Origin of the sequence: Mucilaginibacter auburnensis, assembly GCF_002797815.1 — a bacterium.
Classification (GTDB): domain Bacteria; phylum Bacteroidota; class Bacteroidia; order Sphingobacteriales; family Sphingobacteriaceae; genus Mucilaginibacter; species Mucilaginibacter auburnensis.
On the sequence record NZ_PGFJ01000002.1, the window covers coordinates 886,891 to 900,868 of the forward strand.

At 42.2% G+C, this 13,978-nt stretch carries 14 protein-coding genes; 7 read left to right on the forward strand and 7 right to left on the reverse strand.

All coding sequences use genetic code 11. The features are described 5' to 3' along the window. The first annotated feature begins 14 nt into the window (after window positions 1-14). The gene (locus CLV57_RS14550; protein ID WP_100342111.1) at window positions 15-665 is read left to right on the forward strand and encodes an ankyrin repeat domain-containing protein; all 651 of its coding nucleotides are present in this window, start codon (window positions 15-17) and stop codon (window positions 663-665) included. 94 nt (window positions 666-759) lie between these two features. Here the strand turns inward: CLV57_RS14550 and CLV57_RS14555 are convergent, their stop codons facing one another. From CLV57_RS14555 to CLV57_RS14565, 3 genes are all read right to left on the reverse strand, one after another. Next, complete coding sequence (locus tag CLV57_RS14555; RefSeq protein WP_100342112.1) at window positions 760-1,311, reverse strand: hypothetical protein; 552 nt, start codon at window positions 1,309-1,311, stop codon at window positions 760-762. A gap of 208 nt (window positions 1,312-1,519) precedes the next feature. Then, window positions 1,520-2,368 carry a transglutaminase-like domain-containing protein gene (locus CLV57_RS14560; RefSeq protein ID WP_100342113.1) on the reverse strand — a complete coding sequence of 283 codons (849 nt, stop codon included), beginning with the start codon at window positions 2,366-2,368 and terminating at the stop codon, window positions 1,520-1,522. Between the two features lie 15 nt (window positions 2,369-2,383). Beyond that, complete coding sequence (locus CLV57_RS14565) at window positions 2,384-3,103, reverse strand: peptidase (RefSeq protein ID WP_100342114.1); 720 nt, start codon at window positions 3,101-3,103, stop codon at window positions 2,384-2,386. 213 nt (window positions 3,104-3,316) lie between these two features. Between CLV57_RS14565 and CLV57_RS14570 the strand changes: the two genes are divergently transcribed. Next, entirely contained in the window at window positions 3,317-4,651 is a 1,335-nt protein-coding gene (locus CLV57_RS14570) for a sensor histidine kinase (RefSeq protein WP_100342115.1), read from the forward strand. Window position 4,652: 1 nt separating this feature from the next. Here CLV57_RS14570 and CLV57_RS14575 read toward each other — a convergent pair whose 3' ends face one another. The 4 genes from CLV57_RS14575 to hemW form a co-directional block, all read right to left on the reverse strand. Continuing rightward, the gene (locus tag CLV57_RS14575) at window positions 4,653-5,033 is read right to left on the reverse strand and encodes a response regulator (protein WP_100342116.1); all 381 of its coding nucleotides are present in this window, start codon (window positions 5,031-5,033) and stop codon (window positions 4,653-4,655) included. A gap of 153 nt (window positions 5,034-5,186) precedes the next feature. Continuing rightward, window positions 5,187-6,014: a DUF4349 domain-containing protein gene (locus CLV57_RS14580; RefSeq protein ID WP_100342117.1), complete on the reverse strand. Its 828-nt coding sequence runs from the start codon at window positions 6,012-6,014 to the stop codon at window positions 5,187-5,189. 206 nt (window positions 6,015-6,220) lie between these two features. Further along, window positions 6,221-6,769, reverse strand: coding sequence for a fasciclin domain-containing protein (locus CLV57_RS14585; RefSeq protein ID WP_100342118.1), 549 nt, complete (start codon window positions 6,767-6,769; stop codon window positions 6,221-6,223). A 166-nt stretch (window positions 6,770-6,935) separates the two neighbouring features. Then, window positions 6,936-8,057, reverse strand: coding sequence for a radical SAM family heme chaperone HemW (hemW, locus tag CLV57_RS14590; protein ID WP_100342119.1), 1,122 nt, complete (start codon window positions 8,055-8,057; stop codon window positions 6,936-6,938). Window positions 8,058-8,222: 165 nt separating this feature from the next. Between hemW and CLV57_RS14595 the strand changes: the two genes are divergently transcribed. The 5 genes from CLV57_RS14595 (at window position 8,223) to porM (ending at window position 13,974) form a co-directional block, all read left to right on the forward strand. Further along, window positions 8,223-9,191, forward strand: a complete 969-nt coding sequence (locus tag CLV57_RS14595) for a DUF4271 domain-containing protein (protein ID WP_100342120.1) — start codon at window positions 8,223-8,225, stop codon at window positions 9,189-9,191. A gap of 30 nt (window positions 9,192-9,221) precedes the next feature. Further along, window positions 9,222-9,980, forward strand: a complete 759-nt coding sequence (locus CLV57_RS14600) for a uroporphyrinogen-III synthase (protein WP_100342121.1) — start codon at window positions 9,222-9,224, stop codon at window positions 9,978-9,980. A 257-nt stretch (window positions 9,981-10,237) separates the two neighbouring features. Next, window positions 10,238-11,560, forward strand: a complete 1,323-nt coding sequence (porK, locus tag CLV57_RS14605) for a T9SS ring complex lipoprotein PorK/GldK (protein WP_100342122.1) — start codon at window positions 10,238-10,240, stop codon at window positions 11,558-11,560. A gap of 36 nt (window positions 11,561-11,596) precedes the next feature. Beyond that, window positions 11,597-12,400 (forward strand): type IX secretion system motor protein PorL/GldL, encoded by an 804-nt coding sequence (porL, locus tag CLV57_RS14610; protein ID WP_100342123.1) that lies wholly within the window; start codon window positions 11,597-11,599, stop codon window positions 12,398-12,400. A gap of 41 nt (window positions 12,401-12,441) precedes the next feature. Next, window positions 12,442-13,974: a type IX secretion system motor protein PorM/GldM gene (gene porM, locus CLV57_RS14615; RefSeq protein ID WP_100342124.1), complete on the forward strand. Its 1,533-nt coding sequence runs from the start codon at window positions 12,442-12,444 to the stop codon at window positions 13,972-13,974. Window positions 13,975-13,978: the final 4 nt, after the last annotated feature.

The following is a 13,978-nucleotide window of genomic DNA, read 5'->3' on the forward strand; positions in this document are numbered from 1 at the left end:
TAATATTGAGGTCGATGAGTACAGAACTTCTTGAGCAGTATATTACTGAAGCCAACGTTGACGCGCTAACTGCTTTATTAACACAAAACCCCGCCCTTGCCACTAAAAATACAGGCTATAATGTTTCTCCGCTAATGCTTTCCTGCTACTACAAAAAGCCTGAAATTACCGCGGTAATTTTAAATTTTGTTGGAGATATCAACCTTTTTGAAGCAGCTGCAACAGGCAAGTTCGATACATTGGCTCACCTGATCTACAACCAGCCGGATAATATAAATAAGTATGCCAACGATGGTTTCACAGCGCTGGGTCTGGCTTGCTATTTCGGGCAGTTTGAAGCAGCGCGCTACTTAGTTTTGAAAGGTGCTGATGTTAATTTGCCGTCCAGAAACGGTTTCAATGTTTACCCCCTGCATTCGGCTGTAGCAGGTAATTACACTGATATTTCCCGCATGCTGATAGAAAGCGGCGCTGATGTAAATGTTAAGCAGCAAATGGGTGTTACTCCGTTACACTCGGCAGCGCAAAACGGCAACCTGGAGCTGATCATTCTGTTACTTGAAAAAGGCGCCGCTGTTGATGTACGTATGGAAGGCGGAAAACTTCCTGCTGACCTGGCCCGTACTAAAGGATTTGCAGAGATTGCAGATATTTTAAGCCAATAAAAAAAGGACTAAAAACAAAGCCTATTTGGTTTTCTGTCCCTAAAAACCGGCCTTTACTTTCAGTCCTTTAAAAAAAACTATATAGAAGGTATCCTTAATATGCGTTATCGGCTAACATATCATAATAGTTATATGTTGGGGCCGATTTGAGGTTGGCTAACTTGCCGGCTGCATTGGCTAAGTTAACAACAGCCTGCTCGCCATATTTTTGCTTTAAATTTTTAACAAACAACCATTGCATGTAGCGTAAAGGCATTTTTGTTGGGCGCGCTTGCTTAAAAAATTCCTTGTCGGTAGCTACCATAGCTGCCAGATCATGGTAAAATTCGGGGATGTTTGGTGCAGGCGACGTCATGGTTGGATATTCCTTACCCCATTTAGCGTAAAACTCGTTAAACTGCTGTTCCTTTTCGGGATATGCGCCATACACCCAATCGCTGGCTGTGTTATATATATAGTCAAGGTACGTTTTGAAAGACGAATACTCCGGGTTTTGGGTAAGCGCCTGTTTAAAACATTCAGTATTATTCTCTATCAGGTTGGTAATATTTTGTGGATTACGTGTAGTTAAAACCTCGTTAATGGGGCATTGCGCGGCAGCATTAAAACCGAAAGCTACCAAGCACACAAGAATTGCGTTTTTCATAATTTTAGCCTTTATATTGATTGGTTATTTAAAGATATAACATTTTAGCCACAATAATGTTACAAAAACCAAAAAAATTATACTTGCAAGGCTAAAAAATATTTATAAGTGTACCAATTACACGGGTGTGTACACAGCACAATAATTAACCTATGGGTAATCATTATTTTACATTGACAATTAATAACTTAAGTTATTTTTATTGCAATTACAAATAGCAGATTCCGGCGGTGCTATCAACACTGTAATTAAAAGGAATAAAAATTTCGCCATCGGCTAAATTGCAGCCAACTATCATTGAGGTAAACAACACATCACCAAACAAATTGGCTATGGCGGCGTCGGCGGCATCACGGCCGGTGGCAATTTTAACCATACCGTTTAATGGCGCCAGGCCGGTGGCATCAAACAATATCCACTCCCCGCCCAGGTAAGCTTCAAAACAAGCGTGGAAATCTGCGGGTTTGAGCATGTAAGAATATCCGGTAAAATAACGCGCCGGAATGTTCAAAGCCCGGCACAGGGTGATGCCAAGGTGAGCAAAATCGCGGCATACGCCGGCCTGCTCGGTAACGGTATCAAATGCTGATGTGCTGGCATTGCTGAAACCGCTTAAATATTCCACATTTTGATTGATCCACGTTGTGAGGGCCAGCACCTTTTCAAAAGAGTTAGTTATATGCCCAAACTGGTTATTAGCTAACCTGAATAGCTTATCCGATTGACAGTAACGGCTTGGATTAAGATAAGGAATAATGAGCGGATCCAAATTCGCAACAGGAATATCAGGCTTATCTGTATATTCAACCAGTTTATAGCAATTATCAACAGTAGCTTTGTAGCTAATTTTTAGCGTGGTAGCCTCTGCAACTTCAAAACGGATAAGGCGGTTCTCACCGTTCACTGCCGGAAGCTCCTCCGTTTTAATGTATGGAGAAATGGTGAACTCTTCGCTCAACACTGTTTGGTGCTGGTTGCGCAACGCGTTAATGCTCAATAACAACGTACTTGCCGATTGTATTTGATATTCCATGTCGGTAAATACGTTGAATTTCATAGCGTTAATGTGTTTTTATGTTTGTTTGTCAAATGCTGCATCCATCCAGTCTTCAGATATATTATCTAAAGCGGCCTTTAACTCTTCGGCCCACTGGGTTGATATATTTTCGAGATCTTTTTTCTCGTATCGTTTTTCAATTATTTCAAAGCTGTCTTTCTTGTATACCGCCACATCTATCGGGAAGTCAACATTGTTAGAGCTTACCCTTGTAGAATCAAAAGACAGAAAACCGGTTTTCAACGCTAACCTCAAGCTTGAATTTTCATTCAGCGTACGGTTAAGTATAGGCTTACCGTGGCCCGTATTCCCTATTATAATAAAAGGTGCGCCCTGTCCCAGTTCAACCCAGTTACCTTCCGGATAGAGTAAAAACAATTTATGTTCATCATCATCCTTAAGCTGCCCGCCTATTATAGAGTGCAGATCAAAATTAAAACCCGCTTTTTCAAGCGATGCCTTATCTTCCTGAGCAACTCGTTTTATCTGCTCGCCAAAGGCGTTCACTGCTTTATACAACTTATTGTACTCGGTTGTTTCAAGCAATTCGTTAAAATATACAATAGCCTTATCACGCGTTGAACGCAGGCCGCTGGTCATGATAAAAAGAGAAAAATTATCCTTTTGTTCTATCGTTATCTTCTTTTTTACCGTAGTGTCCGTGCCCGATGTTATACGGGTATCTGCTATGGCCAGCAATCCTTCTTTTACCTTTATCCCTAAGCAATAAGTCATTATAAATATGTATCGGTTAACAAAGTTTTAAGCGTGTGCAAAATAGCAAAATAGCGCGGGTTTTGGGTGTTATTTTTTTGAAGTTATTGAACCAATTATGATGTAAGTAACAAATATTAGTTAATTTTATCCCTCCCTATGACGTTTAAAGTTAATTGAAATGCATATATGCCCCCTAACATATATTGGTAAACCTGTATTTATTGCCGCTTTATGAAGGTGCATTTCTTCAATAGGATAGACTCGCCTAACCGCACCCCTTTTTATAATTACAGCACTTATCAAAACCTGCGCGTTGTTAAAATTCTAAGTCTGATTTACATTATTGTAAGCCTTGCTATACGTTTGCTGGTTGTACTGGCCGACCTGCCCATAGAAAACATTCAAAACATAGATGAGTTTAGCCAGGGCAATTGGATATCATTAGGCGTAACACCTTTTTTTTATTTCAGTTCGGCTTACCTGCTCAAACACTATAAAGAAAACAACAGAACAAGGAAGATAGCACGCCTTTTAAGCCTGGCATTTGCTGTGTTTATTATGCTGAGTTTTATGCGGACCACCTTTTTCACTATGCATAACCCGCGTAATACACTGGTTATGTATTTGATTGGTATTATTGCGGTAGCGGTATTCTTTACTTTTGAATATTTAGAAACCATCGCGATAGCGCTCATTACCGGTATTTGCTTCTCTTTACTTTTACCACTTTACCAGAGTGGGGCAGGCGAGATCATCATGAATAATTTTGCGTCGGCTATACTGTTAACGGTGTTTTTCTGTATTTCCAGGTACTCGTTTTCTTACAGAGCAGATAATTATTTAAAGCTGAAAGCCATTGAGCAGAAAAACCTTGAAATTGAACTGGCCATACGCGCTAAAAATGAAATTTTAGGTATAGTGGCGCATGATCTGCGTAATCCGCTCTCCGCCATAAAAACAGTGGCAGCTATTATGAAAATGGAGAACAAAATGGATAGCGAGGACCATGAAAACCTTAAAATGATAGAGGCCTCGTGCGATAAAGCCGCCAATATTATTAACGACCTGCTGGAGATGGCACATGATGAACAGCAACAAGACTTTGATACTGAAAAGATAGAACTCAACCAGTTCCTGCTAAAAATTGTTGACGATTGGGTTAAGAGCCGCCAGGGCCAAAGCAACATTTTGTATTACGGCACCAACCAACCGGTTTTTGCATATTTAAATACCGAAAAAATGGAGCGGGTGATGGATAATCTCATTAGCAACGCTATCAAATTTTCGGGCAGTAACAATCACGTAGACATCGTGTTGCGTACAGACGAAGACGAAGTGTTTATCGATATTAAGGATTCAGGGGTAGGTATTCCGGAAGATATGCTTCCGTTTATATTTGAGCGTTTCTCAAGGGCCAGCCGGCGCGGTGTTCGCGGGGAAGAATCTGTGGGGCTTGGGTTAAGTATTGTAAGGCAGATCATTACCAAACATGGTGGCAATATCAAGGTAAGCAGCATTGAAAAGCAGGGCACTACTTTCACCATTAGTTTGATAAGGGTTAGCTAACTTAAGCAACCGACTCGCCTTTAGGGAACAGGTTGTTCACCGTGTCTACCAGTTCACTCAGATCAAAAGGTTTAGATAAAAAATGATCAGCGCCGTAATCGCCTCCTAATGATTCCAATACTCTGGTATAGCCGGATATCATGATAACAGGTATATGACTTGTGCGAGGATTGATCTTTATTTGATGACAAAGTTCACCTCCGTTTATACCGTCTAAAATAAAATCAACTATTATTAATCCCGCGCGAGATTGCAGTACAGCTTCGTATATGTTGTCTATCTGGGGCAAGCAATCCACCTCATACCCTTCTGCTGAAAGGGCTTCCCTTAACAGATCTAAAAGATCGTTATTATCATCTATTACCAGAACTTTCCTTGTCATTTTTTAGCCTTATTATTGATTAGGCAATAACAGATGGCTTTTAAGTTTTGTTTTCAGGCTCTTGGTCGGGGCACTCAACCAATTGAATTACCGCTAATTAAAATTAGAAGTGCGGAAACATTTAAGTTCCCGCACTTTGAAAGTTTTAAAAGATCAAATACTAACCTTTGCGGCTTTACGCTTTTTGTAAGTTATAATAGCAACGCCTACCGCTGATGCCGATAGTAAGAAAGGCCATATATGCAGCAGTACAACAATTAGCTGAGTAAAATAAAACCATCCTGTAGACAGTGCCATGCCGGCACGTTTTAAAAGCGGTAAGCTGTAAGCGCTCAGGTCCTCATTGGCTACCACTTCTGCCTGTACCACATTATTTTCGTAAATATTGAGCTTAACGGTGCTCATAGCGGCATCGGCTTCCATGCGGTAAGTATCAATTTTACGATCAACTACGTTATCAGCAGTAGCCAAAATACTATCGGCTCCGGTGTGGCTTGGTTTTATTTTTTTGCGAAGTTTAACATTCTCTTCACGGTTTTCGGCTTTTAATATTCCGGCTACGTGTTCCAGCGTACGGTCCTCTATATCCATGGTGCGCCGGTCAACATACACGCTCAGGTGATTTAATGAATCCATAAACGCCTCAATTTTCTCGGATGGCATTCTTACCGTCATATCAGCATTTACATTCATTACAGTTAAACGCTTAATAGAATCATCGCTCAACGGTATTTCGCGCCGGCTCAATACCTCCGCTTGCATATCATGGTGCATTACCATGCCTTTGTTGTTAGCAACCAACTTTGTTACCTTTTCGGCTGCTTGTTGTAAGTTTTTGACTTTTAAGCGCATGTCTGCAGTTTTTACAAGCACCGTATCCTGTACCAGACTGTCAATATCGCTGGATGCTCTTTCCTGATAACCCTGGCACGCGGCGAGCATGGCAATGCCGGCCAGCATCACTAATAATTTTGCTTTCATAATGTTTAAAGATTTTAATGTAGGTTTAAAATCCCTCAGCTACCGGCCGGTGTTTCAGGGTTGTTTTCTGTTTTTTAATTGATACCGCAGAGGCATGAAAAGTAACCCTGTTAATCAAAAATAAATTCGTGATAAATATCACCATACAAAAAAAGGCTTTCCGTTTCCGGGAAGCCTTTACGCTTTTGCAGGTAGATGCAGTTTTGTTATTTAGGCATTACAACGGTGTTAACAACATGTATCACGCCATTGCTTTGAAATACATCTGCAATGGTGATCCACGATTTTTCGCCCTTCTCATCAACCAGGTAAAGTTTTTTACCATCAGCTTTAACCCAAAGCTTACCACCTTCTACAGTTGTTAACTCTGCCGAGCCTTTACCGGCTTTTACTTTGGCAGCCAGGTCTGCAGCGCTAAGTTTACCTGCTACTACGTGGTAGGTTAAAATTTTAGTTAACGTAGCCTTGTTTTCTGGCTTTACTAAAGTTTCAACAGTACCTTTTGGCAGTTTGTTAAACGCCTCGTTGGTTGGCGCAAACACAGTGAACGGGCCTTTACCTTTTAAAGTTTCTACCAAACCGGCAGCTTTAACTGCTGCAACCAGCGTGGTGTGATCTTTAGAGTTTACGGCATTGTCCACAATATCTTTTGTTGGATACATAGCTGCGCCGCCTACCATTTTGGTTTGTGCAAAAGTTGTTTGGCCAAATGCTAAAGTTGCTAAAGCAAACGCCGCAATAAATAATTTTTTCATAGAACTTGTTTTTCGTTATTTGATAGAAATACGGCCACGCAACCCATCCCGGTTTTTTATTGAACTGCTTTTGTTAGTGCAAAAAGCGCTATCATTTTTCAAACCGGAAACCAACAAATTGCGTAGATGCGCGACTAATAAAAACAACTATAAAACAGATACTTAATTAAAAAAACAGATCAGAAGCGATGGCGTCGGCATAGAGTTTACCGGTTTGGGTGAGGTAAATTATTTTTTCATGTTGAGAGATCCAGCCCTTGTCAAAATGATGCCGCGCGGCTTTGAGCAACAAGGGTGCACTGCCCCCTGCAATAGCATTCAGCCTATCCAGATCAAGCCCCCAAATGGTGCGCAGCGAGGTCATGATGTACTCATTCAGGCGGTTCTCTTCTGTCAATTCTTCTACCTCAGCGGGAATAATATTTTGCTGAACAGACTGCATGTATCTGGCGTTGTTGGGTATATTCCATTGGCGGGTAAACCCGTTATAAGCATGAGCCGACGGACCAATACCTATATATTTTACGCCGCGCCAGTAATTAGTATTATGCCTTGAGTAATGGCCCGGCTTGCAAAAGTTGGATATTTCGTAATGTTCAAAACCCTTCTCCCGCATTGCATCGGTAAGTTGCATAAACTGGCTGGCGCTTTGTTGCTCATTAAGCGGCGGGTAAACCTTTTTGCTAATAAATGATGCCAGGGCTGTTTTAGGTTCAACCGTCATGGAGTAGGCTGATACATGCGGAACCTGCAATTCAAAAGCTTTGTTAAGGTTGCTTTTCCACTTGGCATCCGTGAGTAAAGGGTATCCGTAGATCAGATCGATGGTAATGTTCTCAAATCCGGCATCCTGCGCCCGCTTAACAGACGACTCAGCCTCATCGCCACGATGCACGCGGTTCATCCAAAGCAGGTCATCATCAAAAAACGATTGTATGCCGATGCTAAAGCGGTTAATGTCGGTTTTGCGCAGGGCGTTAACCTTTGCTTTGTCCAGGTCATCAGGGTTAGCTTCCAGCGTTATTTCAGCGTTTGAGGCTACTGTATGGTTGGCATGGATAGCTGCTAATAACCTGTTTAACTCACTCTCATCTAAAACAGAAGGTGTACCGCCACCAAAATAAATGGTTTCGATTGTTTCGCCCTGCAGATAGTTTTTCTGGAGATGGATTTCCTTTACTAAAGCATCAACCAGTTCGCGCTTGTATTTAAACGAGGTGCTGAAATGAAAATCGCAGTAATAACAGGCCTGCTTGCAAAACGGAATATGAAGGTAAATACCGGCCATTGGCACAAAGGTAGTAATTAGTGATTGCTGATTAGTGATCAGCGATTAGTGTTTTGACAATTTAATATCCAATGCTCCACTTTTACGCACAACAGATAACGTAAAACATCTCAACTGGTATCAAAAAAATAGTAATTTTGAGCGGCACGATGTCCGGTTTAATAAATGCGCGTTTTTATAATTTGCTTATTGTTATTTTTTACCGTTTCAACCGCGTTTGCGCAACGCGACTCAGTGCCGAGGCGGCGCACTTTCCGCAGTTTAATAGCTGATACTTCCGCTTTAAACGTGCTTGATTCTGTTGCGCTGGCCATGCAGGCCAAAGAAAAACTGGCTGCCGATTCGGCCGCTATGCAGTATGTGCGCGCGCCTGATGCTGATGCATATGTTGCTGAATATCTAAGGCAGAAATTATATCACGGCAACAATTTTTTAGATCTGAAATACATAAGCAAAGGCAAGTTTGCCGATGGGCATATCCGCCATTCGCGCGACAGGTGGATCATCATAGCATTGCTGGGTTTATTGCTTTATACGGCCCTGCTCAACCTGGTATGGAATGCCGAAATTAAGCAGATTTTCACATCTTTTTATGGCAAACGCAGCCTCTCGCAGGTTAGTGGTAAAGAAGAAAGCACCATTAGCGCAGGCGCGTTCATTGGTCTTTTTGTGTTATTTGGGCTAACTTTTGGCCTGTTCCTGTACCAGTTTGCCAATTACAAAAACATCTATTATTCGCTAAGCGGCATCGGTTTGTTCGCGTGGTTGTCGGCGCTTATTGTTATCCTTTTCGCGGCCAAATTTGTAATATTAAAAGCGTTAGGGTTTATTTTTGATGCCGCAAACATCGTGAGCGAATACATATCGCTGCTTTACCTCACCTACTTTACCGCTGCTTTTGTTTTTTTGCCGGTAACCATTTGCTTTAGTTTACTGGCTGCTGCTTTAATACCGGTTTTAATGTGGGTGGTTTTTGGCGTTTTAGCTGTTGTTTTTGCCTTGCTTTACCTGCGTAGTAGTGTAAATATCATTTCTAACATCCGATTTCATAAATTTTATTTATTTATCTATCTTTGTGCCCTCGAAATTTGCCCTATTTTAATATTGATTAAGGCACTGAAATATAATATTTAAGGTTTACATACACACCAATAGCGTACAGAATTGGAAGAGAGAAAGAAAAAGGTTAAAAGCATTCTGGTTACTTTGCCGAAGCCCGAAAACGATAAGAACCCTTATACCGAATTAGCCAAGAAACTCAATCTGAAAATTGATTTCAGATCGTTCATTCACGTTGAAGGTGTGCCGGCTAAAGACTTTAGAAAAGACAAGGTAAATCTGGCCGATTTTACTGCCGTTATTTTTACCAGCCGTAACTCTGCTGATCATTTTTTCCGCATTTGCGAAGAGATGCGTTTTGAAGTACCGGTTGATATGAAGTACTTCTGCCTTTCAGAAACCATAGCCCTTTATCTTCAAAAATATATTCAATACCGCAAGCGTAAGATCTTTTTTGGCAAACAAACCGCGAGTGATCTGGCCGAAGTATTGAAAAAACATTCAGGCGAAAAATTCCTGTATCCTTGCTCTGATGTAGCAGCTGAGGAAACCCAAAAATTCTTGTTAGAGAACGGCTATAACTTCACCCCTGCGGTATTGTTCCGTACAGTTTGCAGCGACCTCTCTGACCTGGCCGATGTGTTTTATGACGTAATAGCATTCTTCAGCCCGTCAAGCATTCAATCCCTTTACAAAAACTTTCCAGACTTTAAACAGAACAATACCCGTATTGCAGCTTTTGGCGCTACCACCCATAAGGCGGTGCTTGAAGCGGGCTTGATATTGGATATTCCGGCTCCTACACCCGGCGCTCCATCCATGACAATGGCTATTGAACAGTACGTAAAACAGGTAAATAAGTAGTTTAAAGCCGCATTTTTCTGATCAGTCCAAACATTTAGGGCACCTAACACGTATAACAACTATGCGTTGGCCCCTAATGCGATGGAAATGAACTATTTCTCGCTTTATTAATATATTTTAAAAGCAAATACATATTTAGCTGTTAAAATGATAAATTATGTTATTTTAGCAACGTTTTTGCGTTTGAGTAAACTATTTTAATATTTTAGAGGAGCCCATAGCAACACAGGTTGTTACAAAGGTTTTTATAGTTAGAAATGAAGCATATTTACTTTTTATTTGCTGTTTTATCGGTTGGAGTTTTATCCGGATGCGGTAGTTCTTCAGATCGTGGTGAAGTGGTCGGAGTTCCGGCGAGATCATTCAGAGCCGAAGTACCTTACGGAATGGTTTATGTGCCCAGCGGAAGTTTCCTGATGGGACAAACAGATCAGGACGTTACCTTCGCCCAGATCGCACAAACCAAGCAAGTTACCATCCCCGCGTTTTTCATGGATCAAACCGAGATAACCAACAGCCAGTACAGGCAGTTTGTTAACTGGGTGCGCGACTCAATAGCTATAACCAATTACCTTAACGATCCAAAATATTACATCACTCCTAAAGGCGCCAATGCTCCGGCTGCGAATGCCGGCGGCAAGCAATACATTAACTGGGATTATGTAAAGAAAAATCCTATATGGACAGGTGCGCGTAAAGGACAGGCAGACAACAAGCAAAAGTTGCAAGCCATGTACTACCAGGGCGACGACCGTGTTTTTGACCGTGATGAGATAGATGTAAGACTGATAAAATACAACTACTCATTAATGCAACTGCGTGAAGCGGCCAATTACAGAACTGATAAAACCAAAAAACGTTCGGACTTTATAATGCGCGATACCGTTGCTATTTACCCGGATACACTGGTTTGGCTGGCCGATTTCTCATACGCTGCCAATGAGCCAATGGTTGAAGGCTATTTCTCACACCCATCTTTCCGCGATTATCCGGTGGTTGGTGTTACCTGGCGCCAGGCACGTGCGTTCACCGTTTGGCGTACACGTTACAACGAAGCTTATAAAAACTCAAGACGCATGCCTTTGCGTTCACCATATGACTTGCCAACCGAAGAAGAGTTTGAATACGCGGCACGCGGCGGCAGGATAGGCACAGATTACCCTTGGGGTGGCCCTTACATTAAAAATGCTAAAGGCTGTTTGTTAGCTAACTTTAAACCCGGCCGTGGTAATTACTCTGACGACGGCGGCACCTATACCGTTAAAGTTCGTTCTTATTTCCCGAATGATTTTGGCTTATATAACATGGCCGGCAACGTAGCCGAATGGACCTCATCAGCTTATGATGCTTCCGCCTCTACGTTTGTTAATGACCTTGCCCCTACTTTCCACTACGATGCTAAAGCTACCGATGCTGAAGTTATGAAACGTAAGGTGGTACGCGGCGGGTCATGGAAAGACATTGGCTATTTCCTGCAAAACTCATCACGTACTTATGAGTACCAGGATACTGCAAAATCATATATCGGTTTCCGTTGTGTAACACACTTCCAGGGTCGCGATCTCTTGGATAGAAGATAATCAAGAAAAACAATCTCACTACTTTATCAAATTTTTATGGCTGGAAAGAAAAAACCATACGGAATTAACAACATCGTTTCCTGGGGAGCATCAATCGTAATTGTGGGTCTGATGTTCAAGATCCTCCACTTCCCCGGATCTACTTATTTTATTGCAGGCGGATTGACCGTTGAAGCATTGTTATTTTTGATGCTTGGTTTTCAACGCGAAGAGAAAGAAATTGACTGGACACGCGTTTATCCTGAATTGAATGAAGATTTTGCAGGCGAACTGCCTAAGGCTACTGTAAAACAGGTTAGCACAGGCACAGGTTTTTCAAACACAGCAGCGCTGGATAAGATGTTAGAAGATGCTAAAATTGGCCCGGAACTGATTGCCAGCTTAGGCGATGGTTTACGCACCTTTGGCGATAAAGTAAAAGGTATTGCCCGCGTAACCGATGCCGGCGAAGCCACAATGGCCTTTACCGAAAAAGTAAAAACCGCTACTGCCAGCTATGATAAATTGAGCGTTGCTTTTGAAGGAGCCTCAAAAAACCTTACTGACCTTGCCGAATCAAATGTTGATTCAAAAGCTTACCATGAGCAGGTAAATAACCTGGCTAAAAATCTATCAGCTTTAAATGCTGTTTATGAGTTAGAGCTACAGGATTCAAGCGCGCACCTTAAATCAATGAACAAGTTTTACCAAAACCTTTCATTGACCATGAATAACTTCAACGAATCATTAGAAGACTCTAAACAGTTTAAAGATGAAGTTGGCCGCTTAGCTAAAAACCTGGCTTCGTTAAATGCCATCTATGGCAATATGCTGTCGGCTATGAACCAGCCACGTGTTTAATTAATTACTGAACCATCACACGCTAATAACGAGAAAAAACAATGGCGGGAGGCAAAGAAACCCCAAGGCAGCGAATGATCGGCATCCTCTATCTGGTGCTTTTAGGCTTGATAGCCTTGAGTATACCTGATAGCTTGCTTGATGCCTTCAAAAATATTACCGATAGCTTAGACAAATCAAGAGCTAATGTTACTACCGGTATACAAAATACTTACACAGCTTTTGAAAGCACTAAATTGAAAGAGCAGCCTGAGCGCGCCAAACCAATTTACGAAAAAGCTAAACAAGCAAGTAAAATTGCTGACGACCTGAACAACTACGTAGAAGATCTAAAGAAAAAACTGGTAACTGAAGGCGGCGGCATTAACGAAAAAACAGGCGATGTTGACGCCAGAGATAATCTGGATATTTCTCCACGCCTTATGATCACCCAAGGTAATGGTAAAACCCTGAAAGCTAAGGTTGACGAAACCCGCAGCCAGCTTTTGGCACTGTTAGACGAGAAAGAACGTGCTACCATCAACTTTTCTTTAAACGCGGTTGATCCTCCAAGAAGAGGCGACGTTAAGAAGAACTGGGAAGAAGCCAACTTTGGCGAAGGTATCCCGTTGGGTGCAACTATTACTACTTTGGCCAAAATACAGGCCGACGCTAAAAATGCTGAGAACGAAGTGGTTAAAAAGATCCTGGGCAAAGTTGACCAGGCTGTTGTTAACCTTGACCAATTCTCGGCTGTTGCGGTTGCACCAAGCAGCTATGTATTGGTTGGGCAGCCTTATACTGCTGAGGTATTCCTTACAGCATCAGATTCAAAATCTTCACCGGATATTACGGTAGATGGTGCAAGGGTTCCTACTGAAGCCGGCCGTGGTAAATACACGGGCAACACAGGCAGCGAAGGTGTGCATACCTGGATTGGCACCATCAGGGTTAAACAAAATGATGGCAGCATGAAAGAGTACAAAACTGCGCCGCAGACTTACACCGTTGCACGCCCGTCGGCAGTTGTATCGCCTGATAAAATGAATGTGTTCTACATTGGCGTGCCTAACCCGGTATCAGTATCGGCTCCCGGCATCGCAAAAGATAAAATTAAAGTGTCTATCAGTGGTGGCAGCATTAGCGGCAGTAACGGAAAGTATACGGTTAACGTAAGCAATCCGGGTACCGCAACAGTAACTGTATCCGGCGAACTTGCTCCGGGTAAAACAAGCGTATTAGGCGCTACAAGCTTCCGCGTTAAACGTATACCTCCGCCTAAGGCACAGTTTGCCGGCAAATCTGGCGGTGTTGCCAGCGCGGCTAACATTAAAGCACAGGACTACCTGATTGCCAAACTGGAAAACTTTGATTTTGACGCGAAGTTCAGGGTTACACGTTTTACGTTATTGATTGCCAAGCCACGCCAGGATCCTATTAAAATGGTTGCGAGCGGCGATGAGTTAAGCGCAACCATGCACCAGGCCATGAACACTATAATACCGGGTACTACTGTAGTATTTATGGATATAATTGCTGTTGGCCCTGACGGAAACCAGGTTGGTTTGGACCCAATAGTATTAAATGCAAATTAAGCAG

Bases quoted from the DNA above. Each gene is read 5' to 3' on its own strand.
- CLV57_RS14575 (WP_100342116.1), bottom strand. From the start codon at position 5,033: ATGACAAGGAAAGTTCTGGTAATAGATGATAATAACGATCTTTTAGAT.
- CLV57_RS14595 (WP_100342120.1), top strand. From the start codon at position 8,223: ATGCGCGTTTTTATAATTTGCTTATTGTTATTTTTTACCGTTTCAACC.
- porK (WP_100342122.1), top strand. From the start codon at position 10,238: ATGAAGCATATTTACTTTTTATTTGCTGTTTTATCGGTTGGAGTTTTA.
- CLV57_RS14550 (WP_100342111.1), top strand. From the start codon at position 15: ATGAGTACAGAACTTCTTGAGCAGTATATTACTGAAGCCAACGTTGAC.
- porM (WP_100342124.1), top strand. From the start codon at position 12,442: ATGGCGGGAGGCAAAGAAACCCCAAGGCAGCGAATGATCGGCATCCTC.
- CLV57_RS14580 (WP_100342117.1), bottom strand. From the start codon at position 6,014: ATGAAAGCAAAATTATTAGTGATGCTGGCCGGCATTGCCATGCTCGCC.
- hemW (WP_100342119.1), bottom strand. From the start codon at position 8,057: ATGGCCGGTATTTACCTTCATATTCCGTTTTGCAAGCAGGCCTGTTAT.
- CLV57_RS14560 (WP_100342113.1), bottom strand. From the start codon at position 2,368: ATGAAATTCAACGTATTTACCGACATGGAATATCAAATACAATCGGCA.
- CLV57_RS14555 (WP_100342112.1), bottom strand. From the start codon at position 1,311: ATGAAAAACGCAATTCTTGTGTGCTTGGTAGCTTTCGGTTTTAATGCT.
- CLV57_RS14585 (WP_100342118.1), bottom strand. From the start codon at position 6,769: ATGAAAAAATTATTTATTGCGGCGTTTGCTTTAGCAACTTTAGCATTT.
- porL (WP_100342123.1), top strand. From the start codon at position 11,597: ATGGCTGGAAAGAAAAAACCATACGGAATTAACAACATCGTTTCCTGG.
- CLV57_RS14565 (WP_100342114.1), bottom strand. From the start codon at position 3,103: ATGACTTATTGCTTAGGGATAAAGGTAAAAGAAGGATTGCTGGCCATA.
- CLV57_RS14570 (WP_100342115.1), top strand. From the start codon at position 3,317: ATGAAGGTGCATTTCTTCAATAGGATAGACTCGCCTAACCGCACCCCT.